Source organism: Limnohabitans sp. Rim8, assembly GCF_943326455.1.
Lineage (GTDB): Bacteria > Pseudomonadota > Gammaproteobacteria > Burkholderiales > Burkholderiaceae_C > Limnohabitans_A.
Window position 1 is genome coordinate 67,032 of record NZ_CALPTI020000004.1, and the last position, 18,646, is coordinate 85,677.

The 18,646-nt window shown below is 56.6% G+C and carries 17 protein-coding genes; 10 read left to right on the top strand and 7 right to left on the bottom strand.

The annotated features are described in order from the left end of the window. Positions 1–71 precede the first annotated feature (71 nt). From Q1M54_RS04065 to Q1M54_RS04085, 5 genes are all read left to right on the top strand, one after another. A complete protein-coding gene (locus Q1M54_RS04065) occupies positions 72–917 on the top strand; it encodes a GNAT family N-acyltransferase (protein WP_300554283.1) in 846 nt (281 codons plus the stop codon). An 89-nt stretch (positions 918–1,006) separates the two neighbouring features. Next, positions 1,007–1,837 (top strand): UDP-2,3-diacylglucosamine diphosphatase, encoded by an 831-nt coding sequence (locus Q1M54_RS04070; protein WP_300554555.1) that lies wholly within the window; start codon positions 1,007–1,009, stop codon positions 1,835–1,837. Further along, positions 1,834–2,862 (top strand): glycosyltransferase family 1 protein, encoded by a 1,029-nt coding sequence (locus Q1M54_RS04075; RefSeq protein WP_019425396.1) that lies wholly within the window; start codon positions 1,834–1,836, stop codon positions 2,860–2,862. Before Q1M54_RS04070 ends, Q1M54_RS04075 begins: the two co-directional genes overlap by 4 nt. 82 nt (positions 2,863–2,944) lie before the next feature. After that, a complete protein-coding gene (ppk1, locus tag Q1M54_RS04080; protein WP_019425395.1) occupies positions 2,945–5,029 on the top strand; it encodes a polyphosphate kinase 1 in 2,085 nt (694 codons plus the stop codon). 5 nt (positions 5,030–5,034) lie between these two features. Then, complete coding sequence (locus Q1M54_RS04085; protein WP_026039214.1) at positions 5,035–5,496, top strand: histidine phosphatase family protein; 462 nt, start codon at positions 5,035–5,037, stop codon at positions 5,494–5,496. A 6-nt stretch (positions 5,497–5,502) separates the two neighbouring features. On the opposite strand, the gene Q1M54_RS04090 is transcribed toward Q1M54_RS04085, so the two are convergent. From Q1M54_RS04090 to Q1M54_RS04110, 5 genes are all read right to left on the bottom strand, one after another. After that, entirely contained in the window at positions 5,503–5,949 is a 447-nt protein-coding gene (locus Q1M54_RS04090) for a hypothetical protein (RefSeq protein ID WP_019425393.1), read from the bottom strand. 105 nt (positions 5,950–6,054) lie between these two features. Continuing rightward, positions 6,055–7,557 (bottom strand): exopolyphosphatase, encoded by a 1,503-nt coding sequence (gene ppx, locus Q1M54_RS04095; RefSeq protein WP_300554292.1) that lies wholly within the window; start codon positions 7,555–7,557, stop codon positions 6,055–6,057. A 103-nt stretch (positions 7,558–7,660) separates the two neighbouring features. Beyond that, positions 7,661–8,020, bottom strand: coding sequence for a helix-turn-helix domain-containing protein (locus tag Q1M54_RS04100; protein ID WP_026039212.1), 360 nt, complete (start codon positions 8,018–8,020; stop codon positions 7,661–7,663). Next, positions 8,017–9,297, bottom strand: coding sequence for an organoarsenical effux MFS transporter ArsJ (arsJ, locus tag Q1M54_RS04105; protein ID WP_019425390.1), 1,281 nt, complete (start codon positions 9,295–9,297; stop codon positions 8,017–8,019). Before arsJ ends, Q1M54_RS04100 begins: the two co-directional genes overlap by 4 nt. A gap of 1 nt (position 9,298) precedes the next feature. Beyond that, positions 9,299–10,342: an ArsJ-associated glyceraldehyde-3-phosphate dehydrogenase gene (locus Q1M54_RS04110; RefSeq protein ID WP_019425389.1), complete on the bottom strand. Its 1,044-nt coding sequence runs from the start codon at positions 10,340–10,342 to the stop codon at positions 9,299–9,301. Positions 10,343–10,516: 174 nt separating this feature from the next. On the opposite strand from Q1M54_RS04110, the gene Q1M54_RS04115 reads away from it, so the two are divergent. Next, positions 10,517–11,296 carry a hypothetical protein gene (locus Q1M54_RS04115; RefSeq protein WP_133176064.1) on the top strand — a complete coding sequence of 260 codons (780 nt, stop codon included), beginning with the start codon at positions 10,517–10,519 and terminating at the stop codon, positions 11,294–11,296. Positions 11,297–11,324: 28 nt separating this feature from the next. Here the strand turns inward: Q1M54_RS04115 and Q1M54_RS04120 are convergent, their stop codons facing one another. Together Q1M54_RS04120 and Q1M54_RS04125 are read right to left on the bottom strand one after the other, a co-directional pair. Continuing rightward, positions 11,325–12,212 (bottom strand): hypothetical protein, encoded by an 888-nt coding sequence (locus Q1M54_RS04120; protein ID WP_300554304.1) that lies wholly within the window; start codon positions 12,210–12,212, stop codon positions 11,325–11,327. A 295-nt stretch (positions 12,213–12,507) separates the two neighbouring features. After that, entirely contained in the window at positions 12,508–14,799 is a 2,292-nt protein-coding gene (locus tag Q1M54_RS04125; RefSeq protein ID WP_019425386.1) for an alkaline phosphatase PhoX, read from the bottom strand. A 546-nt stretch (positions 14,800–15,345) separates the two neighbouring features. Between Q1M54_RS04125 and Q1M54_RS04130 the strand changes: the two genes are divergently transcribed. From Q1M54_RS04130 to pstA, 4 genes are all read left to right on the top strand, one after another. Then, positions 15,346–15,612, top strand: coding sequence for a hypothetical protein (locus Q1M54_RS04130; protein ID WP_133176062.1), 267 nt, complete (start codon positions 15,346–15,348; stop codon positions 15,610–15,612). Continuing rightward, a complete protein-coding gene (gene pstS, locus Q1M54_RS04135; protein ID WP_019425384.1) occupies positions 15,606–16,628 on the top strand; it encodes a phosphate ABC transporter substrate-binding protein PstS in 1,023 nt (340 codons plus the stop codon). The genes Q1M54_RS04130 and pstS overlap by 7 nt, the downstream gene beginning before the upstream one ends. Positions 16,629–16,738: 110 nt before the next feature. Next, positions 16,739–17,728: a phosphate ABC transporter permease subunit PstC gene (gene pstC / locus Q1M54_RS04140; protein ID WP_238147377.1), complete on the top strand. Its 990-nt coding sequence runs from the start codon at positions 16,739–16,741 to the stop codon at positions 17,726–17,728. 55 nt (positions 17,729–17,783) lie between these two features. Next, positions 17,784–18,635 (top strand): phosphate ABC transporter permease PstA, encoded by an 852-nt coding sequence (gene pstA / locus Q1M54_RS04145; RefSeq protein ID WP_116798580.1) that lies wholly within the window; start codon positions 17,784–17,786, stop codon positions 18,633–18,635. The last annotated feature ends 11 nt before the right edge of the window (positions 18,636–18,646 follow it).

Here is an 18,646-nt window from a genome sequence, read left to right on the forward strand (position 1 = left end):
TCACGCCAAAGACATTTTCTTGACACGTTCGCCACGCACCATCGTCTCATTGATGACAAGGAGCGTGTGCCATGAAAGAAATCCCCAACCCCACTTTTGATTTGTCGCCGGTCCAGTTGCCCAGGGGGTCACTTCATCCAAGATTACATCAAGCCCAAATTGACCTCTTGCCTCGCCGCGTGCAAAGCACCATTCAGGTCAGCTGGGCGCAACATCAAGACGAAGTTCGTGAAGCGCAACGCCTGAGGTATTCTGTTTTTGCCACCGAACTCGGTGCGCGTCTGCCCAAGACCATCGAGGGCCACGACATCGATGTGTTCGATGACTACTGCGAGCACCTGTTGGTGCGCGACACGGCCACAGGCCAAGTGATTGGAACTTATCGGGTGTTGACACCTGTGCAGGCCAAGCGCATTGGCAGCACTTACAGCGACACCGAATTTGACCTGACCCGTTTGCGCGGCATGCGCAAGCGCATGGTCGAGTTGGGACGCAGTTGCGTGCATGTGGATCACCGCCACGGTGGGGTGATCATGGCCTTGTGGGGCGCTTTGTTTGAATTCATGGAACGCAACCGCCTGGACACCATGATCGGGTGTGCCAGCATTCCCATGCTGCACAACGGCGTGGTCACCGGCGATGTGGCCGCCAGCATTTGGCACCAGTTACGCCATAGCCATTTGGCCGATATCCAGTTCCATGTGCGCCCCCGCTTGGCGCTGCCGGTTGAACAGCTGGACCACCACCTGTCGATCGAACCGCCAGCGCTGATCAAGGGTTACCTTCGATTGGGTGCCAAAGTGCTGGGCGCGCCTGCTTGGGATCCGGATTTCAACACCGCAGATTTGCCCATGATGATGCGCACCGCAGATTTGCCTGCACGCTACAAAAAACACTTTGCATCAGGTGCCCAATGACTGCGCCAGCAAGCCAGCTTGTATCCCTAGGCGCTCTCAAAAGCCCGGTGACACAGCAAGACTTTCAGGTGCCGTACCCACTTCGACAGATGCTGTCCACGGCAGCAGACGACCAGGACGATGAAGAAACGCCCCCAGACCGCCAACGTCTGCGGGCGATTTTCATATCTGATCTGCACATTGGTACGCCCGGTTTTCAGGCTGAAGCCCTGTTGGACTTCTTGAAAAATCACCCCAGCGACGTGTTGTATTTGGTGGGTGACATCGTTGACGGCTGGCAGTTGCGCAGGCGTTGGTTTTGGCCGCAAAGTCACAACGATGTGGTGCAAAAATTACTGCGCCGTGCACGTAAAGGTTGTCGCGTGATATACGTACCGGGCAACCACGACGAATTTGCAAGGCATTTTGTCGGTCATGCTTTTGGCGGTGTTGAAGTGCTTCACGACACCACCCACACCACAGCCAAAGGGCTCAAGCTTTGGGTCGTGCATGGAGACCATTTCGACGGGGTCATTCAATGCGCGAAATGGTTGGCTTACACAGGCGACTGGCTCTACGAATTGTCCCTTCGCTTGAACCGACATCTGAACACAGTCAGGGCACGCATGGGCTGGGGCTACTGGTCCTTGTCGGCGTATTTGAAGCTCAAGGTCAAAAAAGCTGTGAACTTCATCAGTGACTTTGAAGTGGCTGTCGCCCAGGAAGCCAAGCGGCGCGGTTATGACGGTGTGGTGTGCGGCCACATTCACCACGCTGAGATCAGAGATGTGAACGGTGTTTTGTACTGCAACGATGGGGATTGGGTAGAAAGCCGAACAGCGCTGGTCGAACATGCTGATGGACGACTGGAAATCATCCATTGGGGCGGGCAGGCGGGCGTTTTATCGCTGGCCAAATCTATGAAAGTTTTGCAGCCATGAGGCTTGCATTGATCACCGATGCATGGCATCCGCAGGTCAACGGCGTGGTCACTACGCTGCACGAATTGGTTCAAGAGTTGGGACCGTTGGGAGTGGATGTCTCGGTCATCCACCCTGGTCAGTTCAACAAACGAAGCTGTCCAGGCTATGCGGGCATCGACTTGGCCATCCGACCTTACCGAACGTTGGCCAACATGCTGGACGCATTGAAGCCCGACGCGGTGCACATTGCCACTGAGGGCCCTTTGGGCTGGGCTGCCAGAAAGCACTGCCTCAAAAAAGGCTGGTCATTCACCACAGCATTTCACACCAAGTTTCCTGAAATTTTGCAAGCGGCATTGCGCATTCCCTTGTGGATGGGGTACGGCCTTTTTCGCCGGTTTCATGGGCCTTCGTCTGGGGTCATGGTGCCCACACAAGGTGTTCTTGAGATGCTGGCATCTCGGGGGTTTCAAAAGCTCAAACCCTGGACCCACGGCGTGGATCTGCGTTTGTTCAATTACCACTCAGAACCCTTGAATTTGCCGGAGTTTCAAAGCTTGCCAAGACCACTGGCGCTGTATGTGGGCCGTGTGTCTTACGAAAAAAACATCGATGCCTTTTTGGATTTGAAGTTTGAAGGCACCCGCATCGTGTGTGGTGAAGGTCCGCTGGAAACCCAACTCAAGGCCCGTTATCCGGGTGTGATTTGGATGGGCGTCTTGCCCCGCCCCCAACTGGCACGTGTTTTTGCGGCGGCAGATGTCTTTGTTTTTCCGTCCCGGCATGAAACATTTGGCCTGGTCATGCTCGAGGCCATGGCCAGTGGAACCCCTGTAGCGGCCTATCCGGTCGACGGCCCCTTACAGGTCTTGGGTGGTTCTGGTCAAGTCTTGGGTGGTGTTCTGTCCGAAAACCTGATGCAGGCTGTGGAAGATGCACTTCAAGTCGGCCGACATCAAGCCCGTGCGCGTGCCGAAAAATTTGCTTGGCCTGAAACTGTCGCCTTGTTTAAGTCTTATTTGGTGCCCGTCAAACAAATGTGAAATTTGACGAAGCGATTCACCAAATTGTCATCAAATTGACATGCCTGGTTTTTAGAATGAATTGATCAAACTAAAAAATACCATGGCCGAACCTGTCAAACCGTTTACATCGGACGAGTCTTCATTGGGTTTGCTTGACCGAGACTTGAGCATATTGGCCTTCAACGAGCGGGTGCTCGATTGGGCCCACCGACCCGAAGTGCCCGTGCTGGAGCGCTTGCGTTATTTGTGCATCGTCTCGTCCAATACCGATGAGTTTTTTGAGGTCCGAGCCGAACCCCACGTCATGGGCTGTTTGCAAGGTTTGAAATCAGGCCCTTACACGTCTCAAAGCCTGCAAGAAATTGCCGACAAAACCAATGCCATGGTGGCGCGTCAGTACGCCTTGTACAACGACGATTTGTTGCCAGCCCTGGAGCGCAAGGGTTACCGCATCTTGTCGCACGGCGAGCGCAACGCCGAACAGCGTCAATGGGTGCGCAATTACTTTCACCGTGAAGTTCAACCCTTGTTGGTTCCCGTGAGTCTGGATCCTGCGCACCCGTTTCCTCAGGTGGCCAACAAATCCTTGAACTTCATCGTTCAGTTGTCGGGCAAAGACGCCTTTGGTCGGTCCAATGAGATCGCCATTGTCAAAGTCCCTCGTGTTTTGTCTCGCTTGATTCCATTGCCTGCGAGCGTCTGCGGCAGCAGCACGGCCTATGTGTTGTTGTCCAGCGTGATCCGCTCGCACTTGTCGGAATTGTTTCCGGGGCGTGAGGTCGGACAGTTCTCTCAGTTCAGGGTCACACGCCACTCTGAATTGGCCGTCGACGAGGACGAAATAGCCAATTTGCGCATGGCGCTGCGACAAGGTCTGCAGCATCGCAATTACGGGCAAGCCGTCAGGCTCGAAGTGTCTGCCAGTTGCGCACCTCGTTTGGCGGAGTTTTTGCGCAAAGAATTCCGATTGCCCGAGGCGGCTGTTTTCCGCGTCAATGGTCCCGTCAATTTGGTTCGCCTGATGCAGTTGATTGACCTGGTCAACGCACCTGAGCTGCTGTTTCCGCCGTACAAAGCCAGTTTTCCGGCGCAACTGCCCCAGAACGGCTCGGTGTTTGCCCGGCTCAAACAGGGCGATGTGATGATCCATCAGCCCTTTGAGACCTTTGATGGGGTCTTGTCCTTTTTGCGAGAGGCTGTGCAAGACCCGAATGTCTTGGCCATCAAGCAAACCATCTACCGTGCAGGCAGTGACACCACCATGATGGACCTGTTGCGCGAGGCGGTGCGCCGGGGTAAAGAAGTCACTGCGGTGGTCGAACTCAAAGCCCGTTTTGACGAAGAAGCCAACATCAATTGGGCTGAGCAACTTGAAGCGATTGGTGCCCAGGTGGTGTATGGCATCGTGGGCCTCAAGACCCACGCCAAGATGCTCTTGGTCACCCGCCGCGAGGGCCGCACATTGCGCCGCTACGGTCATTTGTCCACCGGCAACTACAACCGAAGAACCGCAGCGCTGTACACCGACATCAGTTACTTGACGGCCGATGCGGCCATCACCTCTGACATGGACCAACTGTTTGGCCATTTGGCCAGCCAGAGTCGTTTGCCCAAAATGAAACGCCTGTTGGTGGCGCCCTTTCAGTTGCATGCCGACATGCAGGCCCGCATCAAGGCCGTTGGGCAGGCTGCAGCGCGCGGCCATTTTGCGCGCATTGTCATCAAGATGAACGCTTTGACCGATGTGCCTCTGATCGAAGCCTTGTTGGAGGCGGGTCAAAAGGGCGCCAAGATTGACCTGATTGTGCGCGGTGCCTGCATGCTGCCTGCAGGGGTGGTGGGCATGAGCGAAAACATTCGGGTGCGCTCGGTGATCGGTCGTTTTCTCGAGCACTCGCGCGTGTTTTACTTTTGCGCCGACCAAGCCGAATCGCTTTACCTGTCCAGCGCCGACTGGATGAGCCGCAACATGACGCGCAGAATTGAGCTGGCATGGCCGGTTCAAGATCCGGCATTGCGCCAGCGGATCATCGACGAATGCCTGATCGCCTACTTGCACGATGGGCGAGATGCTTGGGATTTGTCGTCCAATGGGCAGTACCACCGCGTGGGTTTGACCGCACCCGGGCCGGGGGCTCAGCAAGCCTTGATGCAGCGTTACAGCGCTGACCCCTATTCAGGTTGAATGTCATGGATTTGATCATTTGGCGACATGCCGAAGCCCACGAAGCCGAGTCGGGTGAGGAGGACATGCTCAGGGCCTTGACGCCTCGGGGCCGCAAGCAGGCCGATCGCATGTCGGTTTGGCTGGACGCCCATTTGCCGCAGGGGACTCGGGTTTTGAGCAGCCCAGCCGTCAGGGCCGAGCAAACCGTGCAGGCCTTAAAGCGCAAGTACAAAGTGCGCGATGCTTTGTCACCTGGCGCCACGGTGCAAGATATTTTGGAGACTTCGGGTTGGCCCGATGCCAAGTACCCAGTGTTGTTGGTGGGCCATCAGCCTGCATTGGGCGGTGTTGTGGCGCAATTGCTGGGCATGCCTGAAGAGGCCTGCGCCATTCGAAAAGGGTCGGTGTGGTGGTTGCGACACCGACAACGCGATGGCCAAGGCCAGACCGTGCTGATGTCAGTGACGGGCCCCGAGATGCTCTGAGGCTGATCAGCCCTTGGCGGGTCTGCCGGTTTTGATGGTGGGCACGTTGCCCAGCGCTTTCTTGAAAGGCGCGTCGGTCATGGTGCTCAGTGCTTGAAGGCCTGCACGGATCAACTCGCTCTTTTTCACTTCAACGCCCAATGCCATGGCGCGTTTTTTCATGTCGGCAATTTGCAGCAACTCGGTTTTGGGCAGAGTGAAGCTGTCACGCACCACTTTGACCTTTTTTTCCTTGGCAGGCTTGGCGGGTGTCGTGCTTGTTTTTGGTGCTGCCGTTGGGGCTGGAGGGATGACCGTCTTGTCAACAGGCGCGGCCGATTTGGCTGGGGTCTTGGTCGCAGGCTTGGCCGGTGGCTTGGACGCAGCTTTCACAGCTTTGGGGGCTGCCGCAGCTGGGGTGGTCTTGGTGACAGGGCGCTTTTGAGCGGCCGTGTTCGAGGGGGTTTGTGCCATGGTGTGTATACCTTGAAATTAACGGTGCATACAGTTTATACCGTTAAAAATCAATTGACAAGCACACTGTCGCTCATGTTGGCATGGTCAAGTGTGATCCAGCACTCAGTCCAGATACACCCCAAAGGCCCAGTCTGTTTTTTGCCAAGCCGACTTTTCTTCGCGCAGCAAATGGGCGGATTGAGGCCAAAGCTCTGCCCATTCGGCACCGATGTTCACTTGGGCCGTTCGCCGTGCGGCATTGAACTCAAATTGCAAGCCAGACAAATCCGGGTCGCGCCGAGCGTGGCAAAGAATGACCGCCAAGCGCAAGGCCATCAGTTGTTGCACAAAGCTGAGGTCTTCCAATTCTGAGTCGAGTTTGCGCAATTTGCCGCGGTGCCCCAGCACCAGTTGGCTCAAGCGGTGCAACTCGTCCAAAGTAAAGCCGGGCAGGTCGGTGTTGTCCAAAATATAGGCGCCATGCTTGTGGTAATCGCTGTGCGAAATGCGCATGCCTGTTTCATGCACTTGGCATGCCCAGTGCAGTTTTTTGAACAAGCGCTGGTGATCGCCTTCCATACCGGCAACCGTTGTGGCCAGCAAGGACGACAAAACCATTTGCGCAGTCTTTGAAACGCGATCTGCTTGCAATTTGTCAACGCCAAAACGTTGCGCCAGGGAATCCACCATCGAAGACCGCACATCGTGCGTGCTTTCACGGTCAATCAAGTCGTATAAAGCCCCGTGCCTGAGCGCCCCTTGTGCGGCGTGCATTTCGTTGATTTGCAACAATTCAAACACCGCTTGCAGGACGGCCAAACCACCACCAATGACGGGTCTGCGGTCCTCCTTGATGCCCTCCAAGCGGAGGTTGTCCATTTTTTGGGCTTTGATCAATCGCTCTTTGAGCCAAGCCAAACCGTCACGTGTGACTTGGCCTTCTGGCCATCCCGCGGCGCTCAGTATGTCCGTTACCGCGCCCACCGTACCCGATGAACCGTAGCAGCGGTCCCATTGGTCCTTGCTGAACAATATTTGGGCTTCGTCCAAAACCGCTTTGGCTGCGATTTCGGCGGCCTTGAAGCTGGATGCGGTCCACAAGCCATCCGGAAAGTACTTCATGGACCAAGCCACACTGCCCACCCGGTAAGACTCCATCGTGCTGGCGGTTTCCTGCTGGCCCAAAATCATCTCGGTTGAACGGCCACCAATGTCCACCACCAATCGACGTTCAGCAGATTGCGGCAAGAGGTGTGAAACGCCCAAATAAATCAAGCGCGCCTCTTCGCGGCCGGCAATGACTTCAATCGGGAAACCCAAAATCTGTTTGGCCTTGGCCAAAAACACATCCCGGTTGCGGGCTTCGCGCAAGGTTTGTGTGGCCACGGCACGTACCTGGCTGGGTTTGAAGCCCGCAATGCGCTCACCAAAGCGGGCCAAGCATTCCCAACCGCGCTCCATGGCTTCCAACGTCAAGTTCCGGTCGGCATCCAGACCGTTGCCTTGGCGCACGGTTTCTTTGATGTATTCCACACGGCGCAGTTGGCCAAGGTCCATTTGCCCAATTTCCAAGCGAAAACTGTTGGAACCCAAGTCAATGGCAGCGTAAAGGGATCGGGTTTGCATGGGCGGCGATGTGGGTGGGCAGTGAAGGTGCAGATTATGTGACGGAAGAATGAAAGTTGGATGAAGAGCCAGACAAAGTTTCCTTTGTGCTCGGCTTTCATCTTCAGCAGCGGGCTGGTTCGCAAGCCAAATTGAGCATATCGCCACAAGGCACGCCTTGGCAGCAGTGGGCGGTCAAAAAGTCCATCAGGCTTTGCATGGCGCTCAGGTCGGCGCGGTAGCGCAAAAAGCGGCCTTCGCGTTGCACGCTGACCAAGGCTGCGTGGTGCAATTCTTTGAGGTGAAACGACAGTGTGTTGGCCGGAATGTCGAGCGCTGCAGACAGTTGCCCGGGCTGAACGCCCTCGGGCCCCGCGCCCACAATGGCGCGAAACACTTTGAGGCGCGAGCTTTGCGCCAACGCCGCCAAGGCCTTGACGGCCACGTCCTCGTCCATGACGCTGAATAAAGATACCGGGTTCATGGTGCCACCTTTTCTGCAGCGCTGTGTGTCAGCAGGCCCATGGGCAAGCGCAGCGTGGCCAGCCAGCACGCCGCCAGCATCAGGGCCGAGCCCAGCAGCGCGTACAACAAGCCGCCCCATTGGTAAAGCAAGCCCGACAACAAGGTGCCCATGAAGCGGCCCAGCGCATTGGCCGCGTAATAAAAGCCCACGTCTTCGGCCGCTTTTTCAGAGCCGGCATAGGCCAGCACCAAATAGCTGTGCACCGACGAATTGATGGCAAAAGCAAAGCCAAACAAACTCAGCCCCCCCACCACCCACCATTCCAGTTGCGGCGCTTGCAGCCACACGGCTGCCGCAATGCCCAGCGGAATGACCGCCAGCACGGCCGACCACCAACGCGCTGCAGGCACCTCATGGCTCAGTCCATCGGCGCTGCGCCGCACGATCTGTGGCGCCAGCGCCTGCACCAAGCCATAGCCAATCGTCCAGGCCGCCAAAAAGCCGCCCACCATGGTGAAGGTCCAGCCCACCGAATACAAGAACACCGGCACGCCCACCACAAACCACACATCACGCGCCCCAAACAAAGCCACGCGCGCGGCGGCCAAAGCGTTGATGCCCGGGTTTTTGGCAAACAACTCTTTGGCCGAGCCAGAAGGCTTGCTCTTGCCCATCATGGGCGGCAAGCTGGTCACCACACCCAGCAGCACCAAGGCGAGCAGGCCGGCCATGGCCCACAGCGAGCCCTGAAAACCCAGCGTCTCGAGCAGCAAACCACCCAAAAAAAATCCAAAGCCCTTCATGGCGTTTTTGCTGCCGGTGAACCAGGCCACCCACTTGAAGAGTTGGCCGTTGCCCGTGTCTTTGGCTTGCGCCTGGGTGATCTTGATGGCCGACTTGCTGGCGGTCTTGGTCAAGTCTTTGGCCACACCGCAAATGCCTTGCGCCAGCACCACCCAGGCCACCGACATGGCCGCTGTCCAGTCCGGTTGCAAGGCCGAGAGCAAACCAAAGCCGATGATTTGTGTGACCAAGCCCACCGTGAGCATGCGGGCAATGCCAAAGCGCGTTGCCAACCAGCCGCCGATCAGGTTGGCCAGCACGCCCGCACCTTCGTAGAGCAAGAACAAAAAGGCCAGCGTGAACGGGGAGTAACCCAGCTTGTAAAAGTGCAGCAGCACCAACATGCGCAAAGCGCCGTCGGTCAGGGTGAAGCCCCAATAGGCGGCGGTCACGATGCCGTAGTTCCGCTCTGCGGCGGTGACGATGCCGTCATGGCGTTCAGCCGCGTTCATCTCAGATGCCCACCTCGTTCATGTGGCAGGCCAAATCGACCATGCGGCAGGCGTAGCCCATTTCGTTGTCGTACCAGGCGTAGATCTTGAGCAGCGTGCCGTCGGTGACCATGGTGGACAGCGCGTCCACGATGGCGCTGCGTGTGTCGCGGGCGTAGTCCACGCTCACCAAGGGGCGTTCCTCGTAACCCAAAATGCCCGCCAGTGGGCCGCGTGCGGCTTCGGCAAACAAGGCATTGACTTCTTCGGCGCTGGTTTCGCGTTTCATCTCGAACACGCAGTCGGTGAGCGACGCATTGAGCACTGGGGCACGCACCGCGTGGCCGTTGAGCTTGCCTTTGAGCTCGGGGTAAATCAGGGCAATCGCCGTGGCGCTGCCGGTGGTGGTGGGGGCCAGGCTCACCATGGCGCTGCGGGCGCGGCGCAGGTCTTTGTGTGGCGCGTCCACCACCAAGTTGGTGTTGGTTGGGTCGTGGATGGTGGTGATTTGGCCATGCTTGATGCCAATGGCTTCGTGCACGACTTTGACCACCGGAGCCAGGCAGTTGGTGGTGCAGGATGCGGCCGTGACGATGCGGTCTCTGGCCGGGTTGTAGAGCGTGTGGTTGATGCCCACCACGATGTTCAGCACATCGCCCAACTTGATGGGCGCTGCCACGATGACGCGTTTGGCACCCCGGGCCAAGTGGCCTTGGATGGTTTCGGGCGTCAAAAACTTGCCGGTGCACTCCAGCACCACATCCACGCCCAGGTCGCCCCAAGGGATGTCGGCCGGGTTGGCGTGAGAAGAAAATGAGAGTGTGCGCTCACCTATTCGGATCTGGCTGTCTCCCTCTGCCTCGATGCGCTCTCGCCATTTGCCTTGTACGCTGTCAAAGGCCAGCAAATGCGCGGTGGCCGCTGCGCCGCCCTTGAGTTCGTTCAGGTGCACCACCTCCAGACGGTTGCCTGCGCGCGGGTCGTCCAGTTGGCGCTCGGCTGCGCCCATGGCCGCACGCAAGGCCAAACGGCCAATGCGGCCCATACCGTTGATTCCGACTTTCATGGCGATTCCGTTTCTTTGATTCGATGAATATGGAATTGTGGGGTGTCAATGTGTCATTTGAATGACAAAAACGAACTGATGGGTCAAAGCCCAAGATGATGCATTGCATGACCTTTGTCGTGAAGCTGTCAAACACTTGCAGAACAATGGCTTGACGGTGTTGAAAGGGCTTTCATGTTCTCAATGGTTGGCGGCGTTCGGTGTGTGGGTCTGTTCGGTGTGTCTCACACACTGAGCCTTTGCGCAGCAGGGTGGGTTTTGGGGGCTATCGGTTCGGCCCAAGCGCAGACCGATGGCCCTTTGGGAGGGTGGCAGCTGAGCGCTGGATGGCAGGATTACAGCGAACCGCAAATGAACTTGAAAGGCCCTGAGTTGGGCTTGCACTGGCAAAGCCGGCGTTTGGGCGCCTACACCTTGGAGGCCGATGCGCATGTTGGCTTGCAAACTTACAACAGCGTTCCGTCGGGGCGTTTGGATTCGGTGCTGAACGTCGACACCCGCTGGCGAGCGCTCAGAGCATCCACATCCCAACCTCAGTGGCAGGTCGGCTTGGCTTTGCACAGTCATGCTAATTTTTTGCGTGGCACCACCAGCCTGGGTTTTGGTGGCTATGACCGCCTGTCAACCCAAGTGTGGTTGCCCGTGCGTTGGCAATCGCTTGGTGATCAGCGTTGGACAGTCGACGCAGGCTGGCTCTTGTGGGGAGAGCATGTGTCACGCTTGTCACAAGTGAATACCAGTTTGCAAGATGTGACCAATACCCAGCGCAAGGGTGCTTACTTTCAAATCAGTCAGAAGCTCCAAACCCGTCGAGGTGAACTCGAACCCTATGCACGCTGGACTTGGGTGGACGACTCGGATGTCCATTGGGTGAGTTTGGTTGGGGTGGACAGAGGCACTTACGAGCCACGAAACAACAGGCTGAACTTGGGTGTGAAGTGGCAATTTCGTTAATGGTCAGTGCCACATTCAGGCTGTTGAATCAATCTGCAGGGGCCAACACCACTTCGATCGCATACTGAGTGGGTAAGGGGCCGGTTTGCTGGAACCACAGCGTCATGGCACCTTCACCCAGTTGCGACTTGGGCACATTGGCCAACACATTGCGCCCCAAATCACTGGGTCCCATGTGGCCGTAAACCAGCATGCGCGACACATCGATGCCCGCGTCAAACACCTTGTTGCGTTGCAATGCATAAAAGGCGATCGCATCTTCCGACACGTACTGCACCAGTTTGACCGACAGCACCTTTTGACCCTTGGGAATGTTCCAAGTGACATAGTCTGCATCTCCGCGCACCACAACGCCATGGATCAAATAGGTCTGCAAGCCCGTCGTCAAAACACTGGGTTGCAATGGGTTGCCTGACGCCTCGTGGGCGACCAGTGTCGGGCTTTTCAAGTCAAAAGCTTGGGCGCCAGACGCGTTGCCGGCCAAGTCCAATTGACGCAACCAGATGCGGCTCAGGTTGTTGCCCAAAATGCCCAGCGCGCTGCATTGACCAGGAGCCCATGAGCGTTGCTCATCTAGCGAATACTCCCAGCGCGCACCGGGTTCTATACCCGAGAGTCTCAAGCTGTTGGTGAACCCTTCGGTTTGGCCGGCAACGCCCAAAGCAGCGGGTGGTGTCGTGTCTAAAACACAGTTGACGCGCACGATCTCAGACTTGTTGCCGGCATCGTCCCGTGCGCGGACCCAAATGACTTTGGCGCCGTCTCCTGTCACAGCGAAAGAAGCGCCAGATCCGCGCGTCCAACTGCTGCCTTGGTCCAGCGAAAATTCCCAATCGATGCCTGCGCTTTCAACACCCCACCTGCCGTTGCTTGTGACGCCATCGGTTACGTCAAGGCCCGTGTCGTTGAAAGACAAAACAGGCGTTTTAAGTACGACCGCACCGTCAGCAGGTGGTGTCTGTGCGCCAGGGACTGTGGTGGCATCAGGCCCTGACCCTGAACCGCCGCAGGCTACCAAAAAAAATGCGACAACGAGCACCGAGAATGACCGCGTTAAAAATGCTTGAGACGAAAACATGTGAACTGCAGATGGGAAAAAAGAAAAACCCCCACGAGGAATCATCCAAGTGAGGGTGGGTTTGTCCTTCTGTAGCAGTCAGGTGGCTAACGCGAGGCAACAGCCCTCGCCGTCAATCCACCTGTCCACTCGATTACAGACCGATCTTGCCGCCGTCGTCTTTGGTGATGACGATGGTGGCCGAACGAGCACGGGAGCCTGCACCGTAAACACCACCCACGCCGTTGCTGGCGTTGGTGGGCCAGACGCCCTTGCTGACGTCGTTGTAGGCTGTGGCTTCTTCAGCGGGGTGCTGAATGCCGACAAAAATCGCTTTGCCGTCAGCGGTTTCGGTGATGCCCGTGACTTCTGCGCCCTTGGGGCCGACCAAGAAGCGGCGCAAGCGTGACTCGCCCAAGATGCCGCCCACGAAGGTGTTTTGGGTCATGGTCGTGGCAACGTTGGCCACGGTCATGGTGTTGCTGACGGTGAAGGCACCGCCATCGCCCACAGTGCCCGGTACAGCGGCCACCAACATGCAGTTGGTTTCGTCGGTGAAAGCGCCATCGTCGGTCTGGATCCAGCAAATGCCGGTGGACTTGCTGAACCACAGACCGTCTGGTGAGGAGAAAGAGTTGGCTGCAGTCAGGCCAGAAATATTGACGTTGGCTGCAGCCGCATCTTCTTCAGCGCCAAACAAGAAAATGTCCCAGGTGAAGGTGGTGGCTTCTGCCATGTTGTTGGTTTCTTTGAAACGGATGATGTGGCCGTTGGGATTGCCGTCACGACCCAGTCCGTCGTTGTCTTTGTAAGCGCGGGGGTTGGCAGCATCGGTCTTTGCAGGCGTTCTGTTGGATGCATTGTTGTTGGTCAATGCAAAGTAGATCTCGCCGTTGGCGTGGTTGACCGCGCCCCACTCTGGTCGGTCCATTTTGGTGGCGCCTGCGGCGTCAGCGGCAACCCGTGTGTGCACCAACACTTCGGCTTGGCTGGTGAAGCCGAAAGATGCAGCCTTGATCAAAGGGTTGTTGATGCTCAGCTCCAACCACTCACCTTTGCCCGTGGCGTCGAATTTGGCAACGTACAACTTGCCTTCGCAGAGGTATTTGTCGCCAGCTGCAATGCCGCCGCCGATGTCGGCTGCGTCCCAGGTCTTGGTGCTGACAAATTTGTAGATGTATTCGTTGCGGGAATCGCAGCCCATGTAGAAGGCCAAGGGTTTGCCGATCACAGGGACACCGCAAACGGCGGCCTCGTGGGCAAAGCGGCCCATGGACATGCGTTTTGCAGGCACCGAGCTTGGATTGGCCGGGTCGATTTCAACGTTGTAGCCAAAGGTTTGTGGCTCGTTGCGGAAGTCAGCCGCCGCACTGGCACCCGATGCGGACACGTTCCAACGCGCAAACCTGGAGGTGGGGTCTGCGTCGGTCACCGTGTGCCAGCCTTGCGTGCGCGAGGTGGTGGCCGTGGCGGAAGTGGCGGTGGTCTGAACACCATAGCGTGCGCGCGAGGCGATCAACTTGGCGTCAGTGGGCACCGTAGAGCCCGCTGGCATGGTGAAGTAGGTGGCCCAGTTTTCTTCACAAGTGATCAAGGTGCCCCAAGGGGTGATGCCGGTGCCGCAGTTGTTCAGCGTGCCCCGGGTTGTGGCGCCCGTGGGGTCAAACTTGGTGACCATCATGGCCTTCAAGTTCGCCAGCTCAGCAGCAGGGCCCGTGACATTCATGGGTGTCTCAGGTGTGATTCTGCGGTTCAAGGACGATGTCGCGTTATAGCCAGTGGGCTTGCCGCTCGCGTCCAAGTTCACTTCCACCAGCGTGACGCCGTGCGACAGAATTTCTTTGATGGATTCAGACGCGGGACGAACACCCAAAGGCCAGCTGCCGAACTGGTCGAATTTTTTACCGATGGCAGCGCCAGAGGTTTGGCCTGTCGGATGCAGCAGGTGCGCTTCTGCTGAGCTTTCATTGTTGACGGCCAGCACGGCTTTGTCGCCGGATGCGTAGCTGTAGCTGCCTTTGGATTTGCCGTTGGAGCCGATGTAGAAAATCTCAGTGCCGTCATGCTGGTCACCCACGCGGTTGGCCCAGCTTTCAGCGTCGTCGGTGCCTGCATTGGAGTAGGCCGCAACGCCTGTTTTGATGGTGTCGCCAGTGGCATGCAGGACTTTGGCGGTGTAGCCTGCGGGAACCCATACTTGGTCGGCAATGCTCTTGGCAACCGGCGTGAACTTCAGCAAGGTGCTGCTGGCCAAAGCGGGCAATGTATTGCTTGCTGCGGAGGAGCCGCCGCAACCGGGCAACATGGGCAAAGCAAACATGGAGGCCAGGCCCAAGCCGCCGCGCAAAATAGAACGGCGTGAAGGGCTGCTCAGTGCATTGTCAAGCACTTCTTGGAAGTGCTCATTGTTGGATGTGTTGTCAATGGGGTCGAATGAGTGAGACATGAAAAGTTGCTCCGAGTTAAGGATCTTTCAATTTACAGAGCGGTTGTTTCATTTGTGTGACGATTAAAAGGGCTGAATAAATAATCTTGGCATTGCGCTTTCTGCAACAACACGGGCAGAGGTTTATTCTTTTGAAATAAGTTGCGTTTCATGGACGTACTTTCTTCATCCATCCAGCGGATAAAGCTGTTGTATCCGTGCAGCCGCGCACGTCTTCTCGCCACCCCATGTGGTTCTGATGGGACGCTGATGCCCAGCTGGGCCATCTGACCGTGAGCAGGTCGTCGGTGCCTTTCAATGGTTTTTACATAAAACCCCATGCCGCGACACGCGCTCGTTTTCCATCTGGAACATTCAGGGCCCAAAGGTCTTTGATTCAGATGATCAGCTTGAGCAATGGATGAAAGTCTTGCCCCAAGCCCAGTTCAACGACAGTCACGCTGGCAAAGAACGAGGCGACCGCAGTGACCACAAGGGGCCTGATCCACCCTGGGTCTCTGGCCTGGGTGCCTGGCGGCGATATGCTGATCACATAGCGAGAAAGCCATGAGTTTTTTGACCTTGGGGCAAACGGGGCTGCGAAGCATGCGCCCCAAAGCCATAAGCTCTGGTTTTGATGCAAAGCAGCTCAGTGCAAGGCTAAAAAGTTCAGTTTTTGGCCAGCAGGCCCTTCGAGTACCCGTTATTTGCCATTTAAATCAAGGTTTTTTGACACAAACTTGTCACAATTGGCGGCTAAAGTCAGGTCAATCAACAGCAAACAGGCTGTTGATAAGAATTCTTTTGAACCTGAAACAGGAGCTGAAATGCTGAAATTTAAATCCCTCGTGGCCGCCATCGGTCTGAGCGCTGTGGCAGCCACCACATGGGCTGCCGACATCACCGGCGCTGGCGCTACATTCCCTTTCCCTATCTACGCCAAGTGGGCTGAAGCCTACAAAAAAGAAACTGGCGTGGGCTTGAACTATCAGTCGATTGGCTCTTCCGGCGGTATCCGTCAGATCCGCGCCAAGACGGTGGCTTTTGGTGCCACAGACGCGCCTGTCAGCGGTGCTGACCTGGACAAAGACGGCATGGTGCAGTTCCCCGCCATCATCGGCGGCACAGTTCCAATCTTTAACCTGGACGGTTTTGGTAAGGGCGACTTGCGCGTGACCGGTCCTGTGTTGGCCGAAATGTTCATGGGCAAGATCAGCAAATGGAACGACCCCAAGTTGGCCGCTTTGAACCCAGGCAAGCGTTTGCCTGACACCACCATCACCGTGGTGCACCGCGCTGACGGTTCTGGCACCACCTTCAACTGGACCGATTACCTGTCTACCGTCAGCAAAGAGTGGTTGGACACCGTGGGCAAGGGCGCTGCGGTCAAGTGGCCAGCCCCTACATCCGTGGGTGGCAAGGGCAACGAGGGTGTTGCAGCCAACGTGTCCCGCACCAAAGGCTCTATCGGTTATGTGGAATACGCTTACGCCAAGAAAAACAACATTGCTGTGATGGCTCTGCAAAATAAGGCCGGCAACTACGTGATGCCTGACGACGAGACGTTTGCTGCTGCGGCTGCTGGTGCCGACTGGTTCAGCGTTCCTGGCATGGGTCTGTCCATCGTGGATCAGCCTGGTGCCAAGTCTTACCCTGTCACCACAGCTTCTTTCATTTTGATGTACAAGACGCCCGCTGACAAAGCACAGTCTGCAGAAGTGTTGAAGTTCTTTGACTGGGCCTTCAAAAATGGCAAGCAAATGGCTCTGGAACTCGAGTACGTGCCACTGCCTGATTCTTTGACCAATCAGATCCGTCAACGTGTTTGGAACCAGGTCAACACCAAGTGATGATTTGCAGGGTTGTTTGAACTGACCCTTGACCACCGACATTCTTCACGACTGTCGGTGGTTTGTTTTTCAAATCAGGTTCAATTTTTTGTATGTCTGCCGATAAGACCATGAACACCACACAATCATCGACTGCATCCGAAGCGCACAGTGCCAACATGGTCGTTGTTGCCAAGCGTCAACGTTTGCAAGACGTTGTTTTTCACCGGACCACCCAGTCGTTTTCTTTGCTGGTGTTGATCGCCTTGGTGGGCATCATCGTTTCTCTTTTTGTCAACGCTTGGCCGACATTTGCCAAGTTTGGTGCCCATTTTTTGTTCTACGTGGAGTGGGACATCATCAACCAAGAATTTGGTGCCGCGATATCGATCGTCGGCACTGTGTTGAGCGCTGGTTTGGCCATGCTGATTGCGGTGCCCCTGGCTTTTGGTATTGCTGTTTTCTTGACAGAAACTTGCCCGGTCTGGTTGCGTCGCCCATTGGGCACGGCCATTGAGTTGTTGGCGGCTGTGCCGTCGATCATTTACGGCATGTTCGGCTTGTTTGTGTTCGCGCCGGTGTATGCCGACTATTTGCAGGTGCCTTTGCAGTCGGTGTTGGGCGGCATGCCCATGGTGGGCTGGTTGTTTGGTGGTGCCACCAACGGCCTGGGCATTTTGGCGGCCGGCATCATTTTGTCTTTCATGGTGCTGCCCTTTGTGGCCGCCGTGATGCGCGATGTGTTTGAAATCACCCCCCCCATCTTGCGTGAGTCGGCTTATGGTTTGGGTTGCACCACATGGGAAGTGGTGCGCAAGGTGGTGTTGCCCTACACCCAAACCGGTGTGATTGGCGGCATCATGTTGGGCTTGGGCCGTGCTTTGGGCGAGACCATGGCCGTGACGTTTGTGATTGGCAACGCCAACCGCATGCCCACCTCCTTGTTTTCTCCGGGCACTTCGATCGCCTCGGTGTTGGCCAACGAATTTGGCGAGGCTGAGGGCTTGCACTTCAACACACTCTTCGCTTTGGGCTTCCTCTTGTTTTGCATCACTTTCGTGGTCTTGGCCATGGCCAAGTGGCTGATCATCCGCACCGAAAAAGCCAAAGGCAACCGATGACCCGCGACTTTTGCCAGGACCTTCAAACTTCATTGAATCGAGCCACACCATGCTGATGGAATCTTCCCCCCTTTACCGCAGCCGCAAGCGCACCAATTTGATTGGTTTGACCTTGTCCATGATCGCCATGAGCTTGGGGCTGGTGGCTTTGTTGTGGATTTTGTTTGTGCTGTTTTCCAATGGACTGGCAGCACTTGAATTGACTTTGTTCACCAACGATACGCCAGCGCCCGGCTCTGAAGGCGGTGGTTTACGCAACGCCATTGTGGGCAGCTTGATGATCGTGGGCTTGGCAGTCGCCGTGTCCACACCCATTGGCATTTTGGCGGGCATCTACCTGACCGAATACGGCGACACCAGCAAAACGGCTGAATTCACCCGCTTTGTGACCGACATCATGCTGTCTGCTCCGTCCATTGTGTTGGGTTTGTTTGTTTATGCGATTGCGGTGGCCACCGTGGGTAATTTTTCGGGCTATGCCGGCAGTTTGGCCCTGTCATTGATCGCGATCCCGGTGGTCATGCGCACCACCGAGAACATGCTGCGTTTGGTGCCCGGCAGCTTGCGCGAGGCGGCCTTTGCTTTGGGTGCGCCGCGTTGGAAGGTTTCCACCATGGTGACCTTGCGTGCAGCCAAAAGCGGTGTGATCACCGGCTTGTTGTTGGCCTTGGCCCGCATCAGCGGAGAGACAGCACCTTTGTTGTTCACGGCCCTCAACAACCAGTTTTACAGCACCAACATGGGCGCGCCCATGGCCAACTTACCGGTGGTGATCTTCCAATTCGCCATGAGCCCCTATGAAAACTGGATTCAGTTGGCTTGGGGGGGCGCATTGCTCATCACCCTGACCGTGCTGGCCCTGAACATCTTGGCCCGCGTTTTCTTCCGCGAAAAAGTCAAAGTTTGATCGAAAGACAA

Bases quoted from the DNA above. Each gene is read 5' to 3' on its own strand.
- pstC (WP_238147377.1), top strand. From the start codon at position 16,739: ATGAACACCACACAATCATCGACTGCATCCGAAGCGCACAGTGCCAAC.
- Q1M54_RS04070 (WP_300554555.1), top strand. From the start codon at position 1,007: ATGCTGTCCACGGCAGCAGACGACCAGGACGATGAAGAAACGCCCCCA.
- Q1M54_RS04085 (WP_026039214.1), top strand. From the start codon at position 5,035: ATGGATTTGATCATTTGGCGACATGCCGAAGCCCACGAAGCCGAGTCG.
- Q1M54_RS04065 (WP_300554283.1), top strand. From the start codon at position 72: ATGAAAGAAATCCCCAACCCCACTTTTGATTTGTCGCCGGTCCAGTTG.
- Q1M54_RS04090 (WP_019425393.1), bottom strand. From the start codon at position 5,949: ATGGCACAAACCCCCTCGAACACGGCCGCTCAAAAGCGCCCTGTCACC.
- Q1M54_RS04125 (WP_019425386.1), bottom strand. From the start codon at position 14,799: ATGTCTCACTCATTCGACCCCATTGACAACACATCCAACAATGAGCAC.
- ppx (WP_300554292.1), bottom strand. From the start codon at position 7,557: ATGCAAACCCGATCCCTTTACGCTGCCATTGACTTGGGTTCCAACAGT.
- Q1M54_RS04115 (WP_133176064.1), top strand. From the start codon at position 10,517: ATGTTCTCAATGGTTGGCGGCGTTCGGTGTGTGGGTCTGTTCGGTGTG.
- pstA (WP_116798580.1), top strand. From the start codon at position 17,784: ATGGAATCTTCCCCCCTTTACCGCAGCCGCAAGCGCACCAATTTGATT.
- arsJ (WP_019425390.1), bottom strand. From the start codon at position 9,297: ATGAACGCGGCTGAACGCCATGACGGCATCGTCACCGCCGCAGAGCGG.
- Q1M54_RS04110 (WP_019425389.1), bottom strand. From the start codon at position 10,342: ATGAAAGTCGGAATCAACGGTATGGGCCGCATTGGCCGTTTGGCCTTG.
- Q1M54_RS04130 (WP_133176062.1), top strand. From the start codon at position 15,346: ATGAGTTTTTTGACCTTGGGGCAAACGGGGCTGCGAAGCATGCGCCCC.
- ppk1 (WP_019425395.1), top strand. From the start codon at position 2,945: ATGGCCGAACCTGTCAAACCGTTTACATCGGACGAGTCTTCATTGGGT.
- Q1M54_RS04100 (WP_026039212.1), bottom strand. From the start codon at position 8,020: ATGAACCCGGTATCTTTATTCAGCGTCATGGACGAGGACGTGGCCGTC.
- Q1M54_RS04075 (WP_019425396.1), top strand. From the start codon at position 1,834: ATGAGGCTTGCATTGATCACCGATGCATGGCATCCGCAGGTCAACGGC.
- pstS (WP_019425384.1), top strand. From the start codon at position 15,606: ATGCTGAAATTTAAATCCCTCGTGGCCGCCATCGGTCTGAGCGCTGTG.